The following is an 18,298-nucleotide window of genomic DNA, read 5'->3' on the forward strand; positions in this document are numbered from 1 at the left end:
AATTGGTCACTGACTTCCCACGGTTTGGTTCGGGCCATCTTGGTTTCTCCTTTGCTTGGGGGATTCGTGTTCCTTTCCTTGTTCTTGATTCTATCATCTCCTTCCACGTTTTCGGATAAGTTCTAAAGGGTGGTTGCTACGTGGGTTCTCCGTTCCCCTCACAGAGATTAGATCTGGTCCACGTGAGGCGAAACCGCTCATCACAGGGATGAGGGCTATGCCTCGCGTGACAGAGTCTATGATTCTGCGTAGGAAAGATAGTAGCCTCGCAGGGAGTGTGGTAAACGACCCACGATATGCACCCCATCGACTTGATGTTCTTCATGCACAATCTGGCCGCGCCGATGGAAAAGCTCAACCAGATCCCCTTTGCGATAAGGGATAATGACATCGACGCGCTCCATCGTATCCGCCAGCACATCCGCAACTTTGTGTAGCAAGCGATCCAGGCCCCGGTTCTGTAGCGCTGATACAGGGACAGCATTGGGATACAGGCTGGTATCAATATCCTCTGGATCATCCACCAGATCCATTTTATTGAGGGCGGTCACGCGAGGTTTGGCAAGCGCATCCAGATCCTCTAAAATCTCGTTCACCGTTTCGCTCTGCTCGATGGCGTTTTCATGATTGACGTCGACTACTTCCAGGAGCATATCCGCCTCAACCACTTCTTCCAGCGTAGCCCGGAAGGCTGCAATCAGTTTGGTGGGCAGCTTTTGGATAAATCCCACGGTATCGGTCATCAAGATTTCCTGGTGATTGGGTAATACAATATGGCGCGTCACCGGGTCCAGGGTGGCGAATAGTTTATTTTCCACCAGTACTCCGGCCTCGGTGAGTGTATTAAAGAGGGTTGATTTGCCAGCATTGGTATAGCCAACGACGGCAACGACAGGAATAGCCTGCTCCGAGCGTTGGCGCCGATAGATGGCACGCTGCTTGCGCACATCTTCAATGTTTTCTTTTAATTCCGAGATGCGGCTGCGAATACGACGTCGATCAATTTCAAGCTTGGTTTCACCTGGACCACGCACACCAATTGCACCACCAACACCGCCTGTGGCACCACGTGAGCCACCAGCCTGACGCGTAAACGCTAGATCTTGTCCGCTGAGTCGCGGCAAGCGATATTCAAGCTGAGCTAATTCTACCTGCAAAATTCCTTCGCGGGTACGGGCATGCTGAGCGAAGATATCCAGGATCAAGGCGGTCCGATCAACAACCCTGGCATTGAGAAGTTTTTCGAGATTGTGTTGCTGGGTTGGAGAAAGTTCGTCATCAAAAATGATCAGATCACAATTCAGTTGCATTTCCGCATCGCTGAGTTCCTGGACGCGCCCTTTTCCCAGATAGGTGGCAGGATCAGGATGGGACAGGCGCTGTCGCATCGTCCCCACAACCTCAGCCCCGGCGGTACGTGCCAGCGCCTCTAATTCGTTGAGTGAGTCCTCGACGCTCCAGACGGTATCTGTTTTTGTGGCTTCAACGGCCACAAGATAAGCGCGCTCAGGACCACGATTCACACCAGTGTCGATGAAACGTTCAGATTTTGTCGTAAGCTACCTCCGGTCTATACCAGGACAAACAATTCATCTCAAGTAGATGAACTGTGTTCGGTGTACTGAATATACAGTAACGCCACATTCCTGACTGATTAGCAAGAGTATGCCATATAGTATATTGTATGAACCAGACCGCGAGAACGCAAGTTTCAGACACCTGGAAGCAGGGCATTCCAATGCTCATGCGCGGTGACCCAACGTAGCACCTCTGGCAACTTCGATCTGTGGCTGAAGACTGCACATAAGAGCATTGGAACGCCCTGCACATGAAAGCTTTAATGAGATAGGCTGGGAAGCGCCTTTAAAAAGATCCCATTAACACGGGCAAACAAGCTGTTGGTCATGATCTGATTATAGAAATCATGCCAGCTCCGCAATTGATCAAAATGAATGTTTAAGCCAGACACCAGATCCGATCCCGGTACCACAGAGGTCTGGGCACTGCTTAAAAAAGCACCTAAAATCACCAGCAACAGGAGCCAGAGCAACCACGCCTCGACAAAACCAATCGCACCGCCCAGAAGTGTATCCCCCTGGCGGATGAGCGGAGTGCTCTTGACAGCCCCACGCACCAGATTACCAAGGATATGAACCAGAAACACAATACCAAAGAAGAGCACAATATAACAGATCAAAGGGGTTGCAGAGATGCCATTGGCGGCAAGAAAACGGGTGAATTGGGGACCATATGTGTATGATACCCATAAACCAATTGGCAAACCCAAAAAACTGATCAGACTGAATACCGCGCCATTGCGAAAACCATTAAACACTAACAAAAGAACTGTGGCAAGAAAGAGAATATCAATCCAGCTCAACGCCATCGCTTTGATCCTCCCGATCAGACTATCTTCGCTTACATTTCGCCAGCCACACAAAATCTGGTGTTGACCGCATCCTCACACAATACAGAGTATAGTTGAGACTATTATGCTACAAAATGACATATCAGAAAAAGGTAATCAGAAACACAATATCAATGAACTATTTCACAATCCTAGCAGTTCTTATCCACCCAATAGCACTTATAAATCAGCAAGAAACCGGCAAGCGCCTGCACGCCCTGCCGGCTTCCCACTGTATGCTTCAAGAGAATGTATATGTATACACTCTATGCTCCGGTAATACCAGTAAAATTGAATCTCGCCGCCTGGATAGCTGGCGCAACGACAGTGAGATAGTCGATATACTGAACACGATCACGTCCTATCGCTGGCACATCCCGTAACACATCCAGGATACTCTGGGTGAAGCGAAGATTCTTAACTGGACGCGTGAGCTCACCATGCTCGATTAAGAACGTGCCGTCGCGTGTCATGCCCGTCAGGAGCGTCTTTACGGGATGGACGGAGTTGGTATAATGGAACCGCGTCACATAAATACCATGATCGACACCTCGGATCAGTTCTTCAAGGGTTGCGTTACCGGCCTCTAAAAAGCTATGAGTCGGCAGTGGTCCTTCACTATTGGGTGCCGGTAAGGCATGTCCGGTATTTGGCTTGCCCTCACGAGCAGCAGTAAATGAGTCATAGACAACCGCGTTCGCCACGCCACGCTCAAACATATTCACACGTTGCTTGGGCACGCCCTCATAGTCGAACGCTTTGGGCAAACCAGCCAGTTCATGTCCATCGTCATAAAAAGTGATCTTTGGATCGACCAGTTGCTTGCCAAACTGACCGTTCATAAAACTACGCTCTTCCTGCACTGCTGTGGCGGAAAGGCCCATATAAATCAAATGCTGTAACATATCGGCAACCGCATAGGCATCCAACACAACGGGATACTCACCAAGTTCGATATCAATAGGATTACGGCTGCGCTCGGCTTTAGTTACAGCTTCTTGCGCCATGGCCTCAAAATCCAATAAATCCGCATTGGTAAACATGCGCTGGGTATAACCGGAGCCAGCATCATCCGCCATCACTACGGCATGGCATTCAGCGTCGGTGCGCGGCTCATAGGCAAAGATACCGAGAGAATTGGCGACCGCCTCATGGTGGAGAGTCGTCGAAAAAGCTCCCGCTGACTCCAGGCCGCGCGCTCTGGCTAACTGCACAATCGTGTTAACACGGCGGGCCCGCTCTTCGGGTGTAAATTGTGCCGTGCGCTCGCTAAATCCATGGGCGGCTGTAATTGGCCGGGCGACTGGCAAAGAATGGAATTCAGGATTCTCTGGCTGGATACGCGCGATTTCCAGTGCCTGCTCCGCCACCTTACGCAAAGACTCATCATCCAGACGATTGGTGCTGGCGACACCAACACGCTTGCCCACCACGGCGCGCACCCGTAACTCATGATTGCTTTCAGCAACGTTCTGGTGGATATGATTGGTGGCAAAGCGGGTCAATGATCCTTCGGTGCCATTGAAGACTACTTCCGTCTGCTCCGCCTGTGAATAATGCAAGACCTTTTCCAGCAACGCACGAACGCTTGCCTCATCAGAATACATTGTCTTACTCCCTTATCTCTAAGACCAGCGTCCAACGCCAACCTGAACATTGCGGAAACGGGCTGGAGCAGCCCCATGGCCGGTCCGCATTACCTGCATCGGCTCACCCTTACCACAATTCGGCGTTCCCCAGACCGCCCACTCATCAGGACCACAGACGGCATCACAGGAGCCCCAGAATTGTGGCGTGATGCCGGTATAGGTAGCATTTTTGTATAAGCGTCCCGGCTTGCCATTTTTGATCTCATAGGCCATTTCCACCCCGAACTGGAAGTTCAAACGGCGATCATCAATGCTCCAGCTTTTATTGATACTCATATAGATACCGTCGTCAGTATCGGCGATCAAATCGGTCAGTTTCCAGCTACCAGGCTCCAGGCTCACGTTGGTCATACGAATCATCGGCAGGCGGTTCCAGCCATCGGCACGCACAGAACCATTGCTCGCCAGACCAATCAAAGGAGCGGTATCACGCGAGGTGAGATAGCCATTGAAGATGCCTCGCGTGACAATCGGCGTACGCTGCGCGGGCACCCCCTCATCATCCCAGCCAAAGGTTCCCAGAGCACCGGGAATCGTGGCATCCGCTGTAATATTGATATATTCTGATCCATAGCGGTAATTATTGTTGAACTTATCGGTGGTCAGAAAACTCTTACCCACAAAGCCAGCTTCATATCCCAGCACACGATCCAACTCAATGGGATGTCCACAGGACTCATGCACCTGAAGCCCGACCTGCGGACCATCCAGAATGATCGTCTTGATGCCACTGGGACATTGAGGAGCGGTCAGCAGTTGTACGGCCTCTTCACCGACACGGGCACCATGCTCGACCAGTTCCATGGCCTCAATAAACTCATAGCCGACGGTCCCTGCCTGTCGACCAAATGAATTGGGATAGGAACGTGTCTGGATCTCATTGCTTTGCGCATCAACCGCACTGGCTGAAATTGCCGCGCCGGTATCATACAGTTCCTGCTCTATCTCACTACCTTCCGAACTGGCAAAATATTTATGTTCACGCGAATATTCCATCATGGCACTACTCAGCGTGACGCCTTTGACGCTACGCATCGCCGCGTCGGCATCGAGCAGGAGCTGCACTTTTTGCTGCAACGGCACCAGAAAAGGATCAAGCTGCATCGGGGTGCGATACGTCCCTTTTTGAGGAGATAACGGGGAGAGTCGTACGGGATCTCCAGCGACAAGAGCGCTGGCGCGGGCAATCTGGACCGCCAGTTGCGCGATGCGTTCGGCCTCGGCCAGTTCCATACGATCACTACTGGCAAAGCCCCAGGCACCATTAACCAGCACCCGCACATTAAAACCAATACTCGCGGAACTCGATACGCCCTCGACGCGACCATTCCGCACCTCAATCCCCTCTGTCGTACGCTCCATCACACGTACATCAACATAGCTCGCCCCAAATTGCTGAGCGGCATTGATAGCTCTGATTGCTATATCACGCATGTATTACTCTTTCTTCCTCGCAAGAAATGTTAGAAAGCATCATTGAAGGGAAATTAATAATTGTGAAAAACTTCCGCGCCTGATATTCATCGTATTGTTGGCACCCAATAGCTATCAGTGCGCTGAGATGTATTCCTTCATAAACGTATGAACTATTGTACGTGTTTCCTATGGTCCTGTCTACAGCAGCACAGGCCAGTATTCCATGTTATAATAGGCTCACTATCCAGTGAAACACTATTAAGGTGAAAAATAAGCATGGAGAAAAGGAACACAATGGAACACGCACTTGGCGGTCCACTCAGCCAGGATCAACTTCACTTACCCAATGGAACCATCGATCTCCCTGTCTTCATGCCTGATGCCACACTGGGCGTGGTGCGCGCAACCGACGCCAGTGATTTGCAGAACTGTCAGATACAGGCACTGGTCATGAATACATTTCACTTAATGCAGCGTCCGGGCACATCTACCATTCAAGCCCTGGGAGGACTGCACAGGCTCAGTGGCTGGACGGGTCCCATTGTGACTGACTCGGGCGGTTTCCAGGCATACTCACTCATCCAACAAAACGCGAAATTTGGCTCGCTTAATAGCGATGGCATTACCTTTAAGCCGGAAGGGGCCGACCGAAAATTTCAACTGACACCAGAAAAAGCTGTTCAGTTACAAATGAGCTATGGCGCGGACATCATCATGTGCCTGGACTACTGTACCCATGTGGATGCGCCCCAGGAGCTTCAGGAAGAGGCTGTGCTGCATACAATTGCGTGGGCCAAACGCAGCAAAAAAGAATATGACAACCTGCTCAAACAGAAAAAGCTGCCATCCGAAAAGCGTCCTTTGCTCTTTGGAGTGATCCAGGGTGGTGGTTCGGAAGAATTACGCAAGCGTTGCGCCGAAGCCCTGCTCGAAATCGGATTTGATGGCTTTGGTTACGGTGGCTGGCCGCTGGATAAACATGGCAATCTACTGATCGACATTATTACCTATACGCGCTCATTGATACCAGCCCACTACCAGATGCACGCCCTCGGCGTCGGTCATCCCAACAGTATTGTAGATTGTGTACGCATGGGCTATCAAATCTTTGATTGCGCGATGCCCACACGGGATGGCCGCCACGCTCGCCTCTACACATTTACTGATCCCGGTACCTCATTCGCATCCGGCGAAAAATGGTTCACCTATATTTACGTCAACGACGATAAATACATTAAACATGATCGTCCAGTTTCAGCCTACTGTGATGGCCTGTGCTGTACCCGTTACTCAGCAGGCTACCTGCACCATCTATTCAAAATCAACGACACGCTCTTTTTCCGTCTGGCAACGATGCATAACCTACGCTTTATGACAATGCTCACACAACGTCTGCGAGAAATGTATCATGTTCAAAGCTGACAAAACCGCTGCACTGGAACAGATCAAGCAAGATATCCTTCAGAGCAGCAAATACAAACACATCTGTCCCGACCTGATTAGCTACATCGGCGCGCAAGAACTCGACAAACGGCGCACCCTCAAGGAAGCAATCAAAGCCACCAGAAGCAAACTCCATCAGATCGGAGGAGCTTATCTGGACAGGAGTGAAACCTTCACTAATTGGCTTGAGCTACTGCAGGGCGCCCTGCAGGCGGAGGAGCCAGATAAGATCAAGCAAGCCTGCGCTGAAATCATGACCAACCACGCATCTACCCGCGAACGACTACCGATCCTCACAGAATTCTACAGCAGCATCTTTTCCCAACTCCCACCCATCCACAGCGTACTTGACATAGCCAGCGGGCTCAATCCCCTCGCCCTTCCCTGGATGCCACTCCCAACCAACTGTACCTACCATGCCTATGATATCTATCAGCACATGATAAATTTCATCAACGCTTACTTTCAGCTCTCAAAACGCCCCGGCGAGGCCAGGATGTGTGATGTTATCCAAACCAGCCCCACCGAAACGGTCGATCTGGCCCTCGTACTCAAAGTATTACCCACCTTAGAACAGATCGAGAAAAACGCCGCCCATCGCCTCATACACACCATCCATGCCCACCACATCGTCGTCTCTTATCCCATCCACAGCCTCAGCGGCAGAAACAAAGGCATGGCAGCCAACTATGAAAAACACTTCGCCCAACTCGTGCAAAACGACCACTGGGATACCTATAAGCTAGAATTCCCCACCGAACTCGTCTTCATCATCCAAACTAACCAATAATGGAGAAACGGACATATATGATGGAAAATGTAGGTGTGAGGGCTATTGGCGTGTTTGGTCACGATAGACGGAGGGTGGCATACCAACGTGGCGTTTAAAGGCGGTGCTGAAGGCGAAGGGATTGTCATAGCCGACACGCTGCGCGACAGCATCGACGCTATAGGAATCGCTGGTGAAGAGTGCCATGGCTCGCTGCATGCGCATGGCGGTGACTTGCTTCATGGGACTGCATCCAAATTGTTGCTGGCAGAGACGGCGCAATTGTTCACTACTGAGGCCGACCAGCGCGGCCAGCTCTTCTGCGTTCCAGGGATGAGCCAGATTACTATCAATCTGTTTCCACAGCCGCTGCAAACGCACATCCGAGAGCTTTGGCCCGACCATACGTCTGGCGTAGACATGAATCAATTGTGCCCACTGTTGCATGACAGCCTCCTCGGCCATGCCCATTCCTTCAGAGTAGAGCCCATTTAAAGCCAACACAAGCTCTTGTGGATCAACCTGGAGTAGCGTAGGACGCTCAACTGTGATAACTGCGTGCTCAACCTCATAATTAACCCAGGCAAGCTGCCAGGGCACATCCTCCATCACATGATAGGCGTGAAAGATGCCGGGAGGTGTCACATAAGCCATCCCTGGCGTACAGTCAACCCAACCTCCATCTATCCAGACACGCCCCTGACCGGCGGCACAGACCAATATCTGACTCATAGTCGGTCGCAGGCGCTCAAAACGAAAAGGCGGCAAGGCATAGGAAATACCAGCCAGCACAATATGATAGAGAGAAAGGGCCGAACAGAGCTGTGGGCTAATCAGTAATTCACGTGTTGCGGCACCGATGATGTGGGTTTCACGAAGGGGAACGTGGGAATAACTCATGGATCAGCAAACCTTTTCTGGTTATTATATCTTTGTTTGAATGTCCAGACAAAGACCTTGAAGGAGCAAAGTGAAGCAAATGAATATTCCTCGTCCAGAATATCCTCGTCCACAATTTGAACGCGCCGAGTGGCTCTGCTTGAATGGCGAATGGCAATTTGAAATCGATAATAGCGATAGTGGTCAGGCACGCGGTCTGCTAGAATCAGAACTAAAGGATCGTATCCAGGTGCCCTTCTGCCCCGAATCTGAGTTGTCAGGTATCGGCAATAAGGATTTTATGCATGCCGTCTGGTATCACCGCACAGTGGATATCCCAGAGGCGTGGGCGGGGCAACGCATTCTCCTCCACTTCCAGGCTTGCGATTATGATACAACGGTCTGGATGGATGGTGTCGAAGTGGCACGCCATCGCGGTGGCTTTACTCCCTTCACCTGTGACCTAGGCCCGATCCAGGGAACAAAGACGATTGTGGTGCGCGCACGCGATGATCATCGACCCGCTCAACCACGCGGCAAACAATCACAACGCTACTATGACTGGGGCTGCTTCTATACCCGCACGACAGGTATCTGGCAAACGGTCTGGATGGAGCCAGTGCCACAGTATGCCCTGCGCCGTCCTCGTATCACTCCCGATGTTGCCAATAGCATGTTCCGCTTAGAACTTCCCCTCTCTCGCAGTACGACTGGACTACGCCTGCGCGCTGAACTGAGCGATCAAGCTGGCACTGTTGCGCAAGCAGAATGCGCCGCAGATCAAGATTTCTCACCACGCCTCGATCTCACTATTCCCGCCACACGCCGCCGCCTCTGGTCGCCACAAGATCCCCATCTCTACGATCTCGCTATCGAGCTACTGGATGAAGCGGGCAATGTGATTGATCACGCCCGTAGCTATGCGGGACTGCGCAGTGTTACCATCAATGACAAAGCCATCAAAATCAACGGCGAAACCATCTTCCAACGCCTGGTACTGGATCAGGGATATTATCCTGATGGCGTGTTGACCGCCCCCAGCGATGCCGCGCTGAAACAGGATATCGAAATGAGCCTGGCGGTTGGTTTTAATGGGGCACGCCTGCATCAGAAAGTCTTTGAGGAACGCTTTCTCTATCATGCCGACAAAATGGGCTATCTGGTCTGGGGAGAATTCCCCGATTGGGGCTATGAGCCGCGTGTATCCTGGCTTGAGGATCAAAGTTTTACGCCCACTTTTGTAGCTCAGTGGCTGGAAGAGTTAGAGCGCGACTATAACCATCCCGCCCTGATCGGCTGGTGTGGATTGAATGAGACGCGCTATGATCGCCAGGAGGGACTGACCAATCTGGATGAGGTTACGCGGGCGATCTTCCTGGCCGCCAAAGCCATGGACACCACCCGCCCGGTGCTTGATGCCTCTGGCTACGCCCACCGCGTCCCTGAGACCGATGTCTACGACTCACACGACTATCTTACCAGCGAAGACTTCTGGGCGGATTTTGAGCATTATAAAGAACGCCACAGCCATATGGATGAAGGCAAGCCCTTTATCAATCAGCGGGATGGTCAGGATATGTCGATTGCCTATCAGGGTCAGCCATACTTTGTCAGCGAGTTTGGTGGCATCTGGTGGAGCGAAAATGTAGAGAAAGGCGATCAGAAGTCCAGTTGGGGCTATGGGACCGCACCCCTATCGGTAGAAGAGTTCTATAAACGCTTCCAGGCGCTCTGCGATGTGCTCTTAGACAATCCCGCCATGTTCGGATACTGCTATACCCAGTTGACCGATGTATCCGTGGAACAAAATGGCCTCTACACCTTTGCTCGTCAGACCAAGTTTGACAATGCACGCCTGCGGGCCATTCAACAACGTACCGCCGCTATTGAAGCCCAAAGCCGCTAAACGCCTGCGGCATAGAAGGCCCGATCCTTGCGGGCAATACCGCTCAAATAACGAGAATCATGAGGAAAAACGTAGGCATTGCACGGAGCGTCAGCGCAGGTCAATGCTCCCTTGCTCGTACGACGCTCTCGCCCCAACGCTCTGCACTGTTCCCTGATAGTGGGAATAGCCTACGGGCGGAATGTTCGTACGAGGAACGGAGCACGGACCTGCGCTGCGCTTCGTGCCGTGCCTACATCTTCCATCATCTATCTATCGATCCCAGGGAAATGGATACAGGGCTTCGGGGCTTGGGAATCGTACGAGGAACGGGAAAGCGCACCTCGGCTGCGGCCTTGGCACGCACCTACGTTTTTCATCATCATTCCAGGTATTTGAACCGTATTGCCCGTAGAACGGTGGCTGATACGGATCGCTCATTTCTCCCTCATTCCTCGTATTGAAGGGTACGCCATGAGATCATCCAACATCCTCACGTTGTGCAGGGACGATGGCATAGGCTGGCTGCTCTTCTGCTTCTCGCTTACGAGGACCGCTGGTATCAAGTCCTTTGATATAGTGGATACCCCACCAGCAAAAGCCGAGCAAGCTGACGGAGATCAGGATAATCAATTGAGGAAAACCAATCCAGGTGGTGAACGCGCCTGCAAAGAGGAGCACAGGGATAGTACCGGCACTATAAATCATCGATTGTAGCGAAAACACACGAGCACGGCCGCTTTCAGGTGCATGCTCCTGCATCAATGTTTGGGTGGGGATATTCACACAGGCCATGGCTACCCCCAGGATAAACAGGATCAGAATGACGCAGAACAGAATCAAAGGGGATTCAAGCCCATGTTTAGGATCGAGCATATTTCCTAGCAGCTTAAAGCCCGGCAACAACACAAAACCAACTGCCAGCGAGATAAAGCCAATCACCGTCAGGCGGATACGGCCCACCTTCTCAACAATCTGCGTCATCAAAACAGAGGCACCAACCAGGCCCACCGCCGCCGGTACCAGTACCAGCGACATATCTTCCGCCGGTCGATTCAAAATCTGCTGCACAAACGTTCCGGCCAACTCTCCAATCAACTGCATCAACACACCCACCAGCGAGAGCTGTACTACCGCAAAGAACAACACGCGATCAGCCCGGACAATCTCCCAGCCTCCTACGATATCCTTCCATAGCGTACGCAAGGCTTGACTGGACGCTAAATAGGCACCATCCTTCTCATGACGATACTGCTGCACATGCTTCTCTTGAAATGCGGCCTTAGGAATGGCTAAAATCAAACCAATACATACGATATACAATACCGCTACAATCACAAAGAGCATATCCGTTGACTCAACATGGAAGACCTGTTTACCCAACAGAAACGAAAAAGGCGGGAAAAGCTTCGCAACCACACTGCCCAGCACCAGGAAACCAATCGCCTGTGATAACGTCATAGAAATATTGAACAGGGATAACGCTGGCATTAACTCGCGCTCACCCACCAGCAGTGGAATCGAAGCACCTTCAGCCGGAATAAAAAATTGTCCAATCAAGGACGTCAAAAACATCAAGCCAAATAAAGGCCACACATTTGTACGATCAATCAGCACAGACACAAACATTAGCAGCATCGTGACCATGCGCAACAGATTACTTACCCATAGTACCAGTCGCTTATTCAGGCGATCCACAATCGCACCAGCAATTGCGCCAAAAGGAATCGCAGGTAGGGTAAACGCAATAATTGCCAGACCAGCCATAAACGCACCATTCGGTGGCTTATTTACCAGTACAATCAAGCCAAAATTGGCTGCATTCAAAATAGTCAATGAAATAAGTTGAGCCAACCATAACAGCAAAAAATTGCGATTTTTTAAAACATGGCGAAAACTCGCTACGTTTGCTTGTTGAGTATGCGTAGATTTCTCCGTTTGCTCAGTCGGAATAGACATAAAACTTCTGGCCTTCTTCCATGTTAGTTTCGACAACTACCACTTTTTGATCTGACCCCATAACCCTTTATAACGATATACGTATAATGGTGCGCAAAAGTGAAACAAAATAACATGCATTTTAACCTGAAACACAAAAGGAGCACACATTATTTGCAGGTAATGTAATCTTTTTGTACTATCATGGATGAGACAAATGTTCATCATTGCGCCATTTTTAGATATTTTTTCCGTTAGCAAGACGTTGCGTGGTATCTTTAAGGGTAGACAGATTCTGAAGCCAGAATGTGGTTCAGTGAAGAAAAGATGAAGGTAGATGATGCAGACAAATAATTATGAGATATTACGTAATACCTGGATCTATCAAGAAATTCAACAACTTATTCAAACGGAAATACAGCAGCAACAGCGGGATGAACATTGTCAGATTCTCTTATCGATTGTACAGGCGCGCTTCCCGCGTATTCTAGCTCAGGCGCGCCCACGTATTATCCAAATTCAGGATCAGGCTAGCTTGCGTACATTAATTGTACAAATCGGGTCCGCACGTACTGAAAAAGAGGCACGCCAGCAAATACTCCAACTGCCTCTATAAACCACGAGCAGCTACACAATAGGAATCTCACTCCACTTTAAGTGCTATTGCTCTTCACGGGCAATAGCACTTAAATAACGAGACATGAGAGAGGATGAAAGACGAAAAAACGTCAGACGAGTAAGTACAATAACAACTCATTCATGCTATAATAAGGCCATGACCATGACACCGATATTACCAACTTCCAAGAAAACGGATCTGCTCTCGTTAACATTGCCACAGCTACAGGAGTGGCTGAAAGAGCGTAAAGAGCCAGCTTTCCGTGCCAAACAAATTTATAACTGGCTCTATCGCCAGCTCGTAAGCGACTTTGCTGAGATGTCTAATCTCCCGCAGTCGTTGCGTGAGCGCCTGTCCGAAGAGGCTTGTATTGGACCAGGTGTTATCCGTAGCGAGTTACATTCAAAAGATGACCGTACCCGTAAAATCCTGCTAGAGCTGTCAGATGGCAAGCTGGTCGAATCGGTGCTGATGCTGTATCCACCTTTCGGCGACAACAGTTCACGCGCAACCATTTGCGTGTCCAGTCAGGCGGGCTGCGCACTGGGCTGTACCTTCTGCGCGACCGGACAAATGGGCTTTGATCGTCATCTTACCACTGGCGAGATTGTGGCACAGGTGTTGTTATTCGCACGCGAATTGCGTACGGCCCCCTGGACTGCCGCAGGGTTACCGGGATCAACTCCCATCGATCATGTGACTAATATTGTCCTGATGGGTATGGGCGAACCTCTGCACAACTATACGAATGTCTTGCAGGCGCTGCGTATCCTCAATAGTCCCGATGGCTTTAATCTGGGCGCACGGCACATGACAATTTCAACGGCGGGAATGGTTCCAGCTATCCGCAAGTTGAGCCAGGAAAATCTCCAGGTCAACCTTGCGATCTCATTGCATGCCCCGACCGATGAATTACGCAGCAAGACAATGCCAATCAATCGTAAATATCCTATCGCCGAGTTGATGGCAGCCTGCCACGATTATGTCAACACAACAAAACGTCAATTAACCTTTGAATATGTGCTGCTGGCTGGATTGAACGATACACCAGAATATGCGGGGAAATTAGCGGATCTGCTCCAGCCGTTTCGACAGTTTGCGCACGTCAACTGCATTCCAGTGAACGTGACCACGGCAGATTATCAAACGCCTGGAGGGGATGCGATACGAGCCTTCCGCAATCTGCTATTTGAGCGCGGCATCAGTAACAGTGTCCGTGCCGAACGTGGGGATGATATTGCGGCAGCCTGTGGACAACTGCGTACTCGCTTTGAGAAGAAACAAAAAGCCACCACGCTACCTGTGGTGACACCCTGAAAGTACTACAAAACAACCGATAAAAAAAGCAGAGATGCGGAGACATCACTGCTTACACAAGGATACCCCCTACAATAGATAGCTTTGGCTCAACCAGGCTATAGCAGGGGGTTTTCCTTATTGCTTTGTTCTTGCATGTGCAAAACTAGCGCTCTTTTGGCAGTTTGCTCATAGTACGCAAGCAGCGAGTGCAGATGTTGACCAGGCGCGGAGCACCATTGACTTCGATCCGACGGCGCTGCACATTAAGCACAAAGCGGCGGCGGGTGCGATGCTGCGAAAATGGAACATGGTTACCGTACATCGGTTTGCGCTCACAGATATCACAACGTCCTGCTGACATTACTCTTCTTCCTCCCGAAAAAAATCCAACAGACACAAAAGAAATCCTTCCACACTGGAAGGCACTCAATGGTGTCGTATTCGTTTACTTGATTATCCTTGAGGCCTCTGGTATACTGCATCAAGAAAACTCGAGCGTGCACCGCTGGGATAATCCAAACACGTTATGCGAGTATAACCGATATTGGCTATTTTGGCAAGAGAGAAGACACATGCGTATGCCAAAAGCAACTGCTATTCAGCCTCAATATGGCTCACACCCACTCGGAAAAATAGAAGTATTGCCCAATGCTATTCATACGATTGCCGTTGAAGCAAGTTTGACTTGCTATGGCGTGCTGGGTATGGCCTCACCTCACCTGCGCAATGGACAGGTGGTACTTCTCACTCCCGAGCACAGCAACCAGGGTGTGCGAACCCAGATCATGAATAATCAGCTCATTATCGACGTCTATGTTGTATTAGAATATGGATTGCGTATTTCTGAAATTGCACATAACATAATGAGTACCGTCAAATTCTCAACCGAGAAAATGCTTGGTATTCCAGTGCCTCAAGTGAACGTAAATGTCCAGGGACTTATCCATGGACCACATTCCCTAGAAAATAAATAAAAGGACAAAGGTAGCACAGCGGCTATGGAGGAAACTACACCCCGTCCCAAATTACGTCCGCGTCAACGAACCAGACGTATTAGCGTCTTTGATGGTCAGGATTTGAAAAAGGCTATTCTGGCTGGTGCAGCCTGGCTTGAAGTCAATCGCGAGACCATCAATGCCCTCAATGTCTTTCCTGTTCCCGATGGAGATACAGGATCTAACATGGCAGCGACGATGAAATCCGCCATTCGTAATATCGCCGAAAGCGAGGAGAAATCGGCGGCAGCTATCGCTAAGAAAGTTGCGCATGACGCGTTGTTGGGAGCGCGTGGGAACTCAGGCGTTATTCTTTCACAGACCCTGCGCGGAGTTGCAATCGGGCTTGAGGGGAAGGATACCTTCAATGCTCAAGACCTTGCAAATGCTTTCCAGGAGGCTTCTCAACTGGCGTATCGTGCGGTGATTAAACCTGTTGAGGGAACAATCCTTACCGTTGTCCGTGAGGTTGCTGAGGCAGCGCTGAAGAGTGCTGAGCATCAGAACGATCTGGTCACAGAAATGCAGGATGTGGTTGCGGCGGCACATAAGGCCGTTGCCCAGACGCCAGAATTGCTTCCTATCCTGAAACAGGCAGGTGTGGTCGATGCTGGCGGACAGGGATTTTGCACGATTCTTGAGGGCATCCTGCGCTATATGCGCGGTGATGCGACCGATCAGTCGAACAATACCGATGGCTCTTCTACTTTTAACACTGAAGCCCATACGAAAAAAGGTGTGGTCTCAGTGGAAGAGGAATTTGGCTATGAAGTCGTCTTTTTACTCCGTGGTACCAATCTCGATGTAGAAGACATTCGTCAGACCATTATCGATATGGGTGGCGTCTCCACGGTGGTCGCTGGCGATGAAACCATGCTCAAAGTGCATACCCATACCCTGACGCCCGGTCAGATTCTCGATTATGGTGTAAGCCTGGGCAGTCTTTTGGATATCAATATCGAAAATCTGCAAGAACAAAGCCTGAGCTACGAAGCCGCGAGTAAAGCCGAACATGCCGAAGAGGTAGCGCATGAAGCAGAAGCAGAAGCAGAAGCACTCCACAGTAACCTCGCCACCGTGGCAGTTGTGGCCGGAACCGGCTTTGAAAAGGTCTTCCGGGGCCTGGGGGTCAATTCGATTGTCTCCGGCGGCCAGACAATGAATCCAAGCATTGAGCAATTGCTCGCAGCAGTAGAGAAAATCCCAACCCAACAGATTATTATCCTCCCCAATAATAGTAATGTTATTCTCAGTGCGCAACAAGTGGTTGGTCTCAGCAGCAAAGAGGTCTTTGTTGTCCCCTGTAAAACGCTGCCACAGGGTATTGCCGCCATGATCAGTATTAACCACGAAGCAGATTTCACGATCAATTGCGAGGCGATGACTGAGGCGGCGCGCACAATCCAAACCATTGAGATTACAACCGCAGTGCGTTCTGTGCAACTGGGAACGCTTCATGTACGCGAAGGTGACTGTATTGGTGTCATCAATGGCAACCTCTCCGTCGCGACCGCCAGCATCGAAGATACCATTCGGGATACACTCCAACGTATCAATATTGATACGTACGAGATCGTGACGATTTTCTACGGTGAAGATGTAACTGAAGAACAGGCCCAGGAGACAGCCAGGCGTATCAAGACGACACATTCAGGACTTGAAATTGAAGTCGTGAATGGTGGTCAGCCTTACTATGCGTATATTATCTCTGCCGAATAACATTACATCGATACTCTATTTTCTTCTCAGGAGATCTGCAATGAGCATTCGCATCGTTACGGATAGCACCGCCGATATCACGTCCGAGACGGCTGAGGCATTAGGCATTTCGGTAATTCCTCTTTCTGTCTTTTTCGAAGATGAAGCGTACCGCGATAACATCGATCTCGATAGTACTACCTTTTATCAAAAGTTAGCGGCCAGTAAAGAGTTGCCACGTACATCACAACCCTCCCCTGCCCTCTTTCAGGAAACCTATCTACGCCTGATTGAGCAAGGGGCCGACGCCATCTTATCTATTCACGTCTCGGGACAACTCAGTGGCACCTATCAAGCCGCACGTACCGCCTGGGATAGTTTGCCCGAAGAGCAAAAAACTATCCCTTTTGTCGCCATGGATTCAAAAAATGTCAGTGCTGCTCTGTTTGTAACGCTTAAGAATGTGGCTGCACTGGCGAACGAGGGTGCGTCCCTCGAAGAATTAGTGGCCTACGCGGAAGATAGATTCGCACGCACCCATATTCTGGTGGTTTTGGATACATTGGAGTATGTGCGACGAGGCGGACGCATAGGGAGCGCCAAAACACTCCTCGGCAATATGCTCAGCGTCAAACCTATCCTCACCTTGAACAAAGAGGGTGCGGTTATTCCCCTTGAACAGCCACGTACACGCAGTAAAGCTTTCGCTCGCGTCGCTCAAATTGTGACCGAACATGAACCCCTTGAAGAACTGGCGATTGCCGAATCAAATTCGGAAGAGATCGGCACACAAATGGTCGATGTGCTCAAAACCGTCTATAGCGGTGAAATCGAGCGCTACAAGCTTGGTGCCGCGATTGGAACGCATACAGGCCCGGGTACCATCGGTGTTATTATGGTCCAGTCAAAAGACAAAAATTAGCATTCTCTTCCCATCCTCATCTTAACAACCTATCAAGCTGTGATCAGCCTTGATAGGTTGTTTTCGCTCACAATTTTGTCCCGATGTAGCGTTTATCCAGGTGTGTGGCTTTTCTGTTGATGGTCAACTATCATTTGCCCCGAGTATGCCTCGCCAGTCGAAAACACAGCACGCTTCAGCCCGCAATACGGCACCAAATTGCAAGATGCACGCTGCTATATTCCCAATGGCGCTATCTCTATTTTTTACTTCTGTAAGGCATGGTTCAAAGTGAGCGTGAACCAATGTGACAATTGACGAACAAATTGACAAAAAGAATCCCTGAGAGTTAAGGTGAAATTGACAAAAACAACACCGTTCTCAGGGAGGAAACATGATC

At 50.2% G+C, this 18,298-nt stretch carries 15 protein-coding genes; 8 read left to right on the top strand and 7 right to left on the bottom strand.

Annotation, left to right across the window (positions count from 1 at the left end; translation table 11 throughout):
• Positions 1–236: 236 nt before the first annotated feature.
• The 4 genes from hflX to F1593_RS24535 form a co-directional block, all read right to left on the bottom strand.
• Positions 237–1,523, bottom strand: coding sequence for a GTPase HflX (hflX, locus tag F1593_RS24520; RefSeq protein WP_235932694.1), 1,287 nt, complete (start codon positions 1,521–1,523; stop codon positions 237–239).
• A gap of 314 nt (positions 1,524–1,837) precedes the next feature.
• Positions 1,838–2,386 carry a CvpA family protein gene (locus F1593_RS24525; RefSeq protein ID WP_149404192.1) on the bottom strand — a complete coding sequence of 183 codons (549 nt, stop codon included), beginning with the start codon at positions 2,384–2,386 and terminating at the stop codon, positions 1,838–1,840.
• Positions 2,387–2,673: 287 nt separating this feature from the next.
• Positions 2,674–4,014: a TldD/PmbA family protein gene (locus F1593_RS24530; protein ID WP_149404193.1), complete on the bottom strand. Its 1,341-nt coding sequence runs from the start codon at positions 4,012–4,014 to the stop codon at positions 2,674–2,676.
• 18 nt (positions 4,015–4,032) lie between these two features.
• On the bottom strand, positions 4,033–5,490 hold the full coding sequence (locus F1593_RS24535; RefSeq protein WP_149404194.1) for a TldD/PmbA family protein: 1,458 nt from the start codon (positions 5,488–5,490) through the stop codon (positions 4,033–4,035).
• A 276-nt stretch (positions 5,491–5,766) separates the two neighbouring features.
• Between F1593_RS24535 and tgt the strand changes: the two genes are divergently transcribed.
• Together tgt and F1593_RS24545 are read left to right on the top strand one after the other, a co-directional pair.
• Positions 5,767–6,894 (top strand): tRNA guanosine(34) transglycosylase Tgt, encoded by a 1,128-nt coding sequence (tgt, locus tag F1593_RS24540; RefSeq protein WP_149404195.1) that lies wholly within the window; start codon positions 5,767–5,769, stop codon positions 6,892–6,894.
• The gene (locus F1593_RS24545) at positions 6,881–7,705 is read left to right on the top strand and encodes a class I SAM-dependent methyltransferase (protein ID WP_149404196.1); all 825 of its coding nucleotides are present in this window, start codon (positions 6,881–6,883) and stop codon (positions 7,703–7,705) included. Before tgt ends, F1593_RS24545 begins: the two co-directional genes overlap by 14 nt.
• 42 nt (positions 7,706–7,747) lie before the next feature.
• Here F1593_RS24545 and F1593_RS24550 read toward each other — a convergent pair whose 3' ends face one another.
• Complete coding sequence (locus F1593_RS24550) at positions 7,748–8,584, bottom strand: AraC family transcriptional regulator (RefSeq protein WP_149404197.1); 837 nt, start codon at positions 8,582–8,584, stop codon at positions 7,748–7,750.
• Between the two features lie 79 nt (positions 8,585–8,663).
• On the opposite strand from F1593_RS24550, the gene F1593_RS24555 reads away from it, so the two are divergent.
• Complete coding sequence (locus F1593_RS24555; protein WP_149404205.1) at positions 8,664–10,469, top strand: glycoside hydrolase family 2 protein; 1,806 nt, start codon at positions 8,664–8,666, stop codon at positions 10,467–10,469.
• Positions 10,470–10,928: 459 nt separating this feature from the next.
• Here F1593_RS24555 and F1593_RS24560 read toward each other — a convergent pair whose 3' ends face one another.
• Positions 10,929–12,407 carry an MFS transporter gene (locus F1593_RS24560; RefSeq protein WP_149404198.1) on the bottom strand — a complete coding sequence of 493 codons (1,479 nt, stop codon included), beginning with the start codon at positions 12,405–12,407 and terminating at the stop codon, positions 10,929–10,931.
• Positions 12,408–12,723: 316 nt separating this feature from the next.
• Between F1593_RS24560 and F1593_RS24565 the strand changes: the two genes are divergently transcribed.
• Both F1593_RS24565 and rlmN read left to right on the top strand, forming a co-directional pair.
• Positions 12,724–13,002, top strand: a complete 279-nt coding sequence (locus tag F1593_RS24565) for a hypothetical protein (protein WP_149404199.1) — start codon at positions 12,724–12,726, stop codon at positions 13,000–13,002.
• Between the two features lie 165 nt (positions 13,003–13,167).
• Entirely contained in the window at positions 13,168–14,322 is a 1,155-nt protein-coding gene (rlmN, locus tag F1593_RS24570; RefSeq protein WP_149404200.1) for a dual-specificity RNA methyltransferase RlmN, read from the top strand.
• Between the two features lie 145 nt (positions 14,323–14,467).
• Here the strand turns inward: rlmN and rpmB are convergent, their stop codons facing one another.
• On the bottom strand, positions 14,468–14,665 hold the full coding sequence (rpmB, locus tag F1593_RS24575; protein WP_149404201.1) for a 50S ribosomal protein L28: 198 nt from the start codon (positions 14,663–14,665) through the stop codon (positions 14,468–14,470).
• Positions 14,666–14,882: 217 nt separating this feature from the next.
• On the opposite strand from rpmB, the gene F1593_RS24580 reads away from it, so the two are divergent.
• Genes F1593_RS24580 through F1593_RS24590 form a run of 3 tightly spaced genes read left to right on the top strand, consistent with a single transcriptional unit; the run spans position 14,883 to position 17,919 of the window.
• The gene (locus tag F1593_RS24580; protein WP_172632421.1) at positions 14,883–15,278 is read left to right on the top strand and encodes an Asp23/Gls24 family envelope stress response protein; all 396 of its coding nucleotides are present in this window, start codon (positions 14,883–14,885) and stop codon (positions 15,276–15,278) included.
• A 24-nt stretch (positions 15,279–15,302) separates the two neighbouring features.
• Positions 15,303–17,018 carry a DAK2 domain-containing protein gene (locus tag F1593_RS24585; protein WP_149404203.1) on the top strand — a complete coding sequence of 572 codons (1,716 nt, stop codon included), beginning with the start codon at positions 15,303–15,305 and terminating at the stop codon, positions 17,016–17,018.
• Between the two features lie 40 nt (positions 17,019–17,058).
• Entirely contained in the window at positions 17,059–17,919 is an 861-nt protein-coding gene (locus F1593_RS24590) for a DegV family protein (RefSeq protein ID WP_172632422.1), read from the top strand.
• Positions 17,920–18,298 lie beyond the last annotated feature (379 nt).

The organism is Dictyobacter arantiisoli, from assembly GCF_008326305.1.
Taxonomy (GTDB): domain Bacteria; phylum Chloroflexota; class Ktedonobacteria; order Ktedonobacterales; family Ktedonobacteraceae; genus Dictyobacter; species Dictyobacter arantiisoli.

Excerpts from the sequence above, each read along its gene's own strand:
- F1593_RS24525 (WP_149404192.1), bottom strand. The coding sequence starts at position 2,386 with ATGGCGTTGAGCTGGATTGATATTCTCTTTCTTGCCACAGTTCTTTTG.
- F1593_RS24530 (WP_149404193.1), bottom strand. The coding sequence starts at position 4,014 with ATGTATTCTGATGAGGCAAGCGTTCGTGCGTTGCTGGAAAAGGTCTTG.
- F1593_RS24535 (WP_149404194.1), bottom strand. The coding sequence starts at position 5,490 with ATGCGTGATATAGCAATCAGAGCTATCAATGCCGCTCAGCAATTTGGG.
- tgt (WP_149404195.1), top strand. The coding sequence starts at position 5,767 with ATGGAACACGCACTTGGCGGTCCACTCAGCCAGGATCAACTTCACTTA.
- F1593_RS24545 (WP_149404196.1), top strand. The coding sequence starts at position 6,881 with ATGTTCAAAGCTGACAAAACCGCTGCACTGGAACAGATCAAGCAAGAT.
- F1593_RS24550 (WP_149404197.1), bottom strand. The coding sequence starts at position 8,584 with ATGAGTTATTCCCACGTTCCCCTTCGTGAAACCCACATCATCGGTGCC.
- F1593_RS24555 (WP_149404205.1), top strand. The coding sequence starts at position 8,664 with ATGAATATTCCTCGTCCAGAATATCCTCGTCCACAATTTGAACGCGCC.
- F1593_RS24560 (WP_149404198.1), bottom strand. The coding sequence starts at position 12,407 with ATGTCTATTCCGACTGAGCAAACGGAGAAATCTACGCATACTCAACAA.
- F1593_RS24565 (WP_149404199.1), top strand. The coding sequence starts at position 12,724 with ATGATGCAGACAAATAATTATGAGATATTACGTAATACCTGGATCTAT.
- rlmN (WP_149404200.1), top strand. The coding sequence starts at position 13,168 with ATGACACCGATATTACCAACTTCCAAGAAAACGGATCTGCTCTCGTTA.
- rpmB (WP_149404201.1), bottom strand. The coding sequence starts at position 14,665 with ATGTCAGCAGGACGTTGTGATATCTGTGAGCGCAAACCGATGTACGGT.
- F1593_RS24580 (WP_172632421.1), top strand. The coding sequence starts at position 14,883 with ATGCCAAAAGCAACTGCTATTCAGCCTCAATATGGCTCACACCCACTC.
- F1593_RS24585 (WP_149404203.1), top strand. The coding sequence starts at position 15,303 with ATGGAGGAAACTACACCCCGTCCCAAATTACGTCCGCGTCAACGAACC.
- F1593_RS24590 (WP_172632422.1), top strand. The coding sequence starts at position 17,059 with ATGAGCATTCGCATCGTTACGGATAGCACCGCCGATATCACGTCCGAG.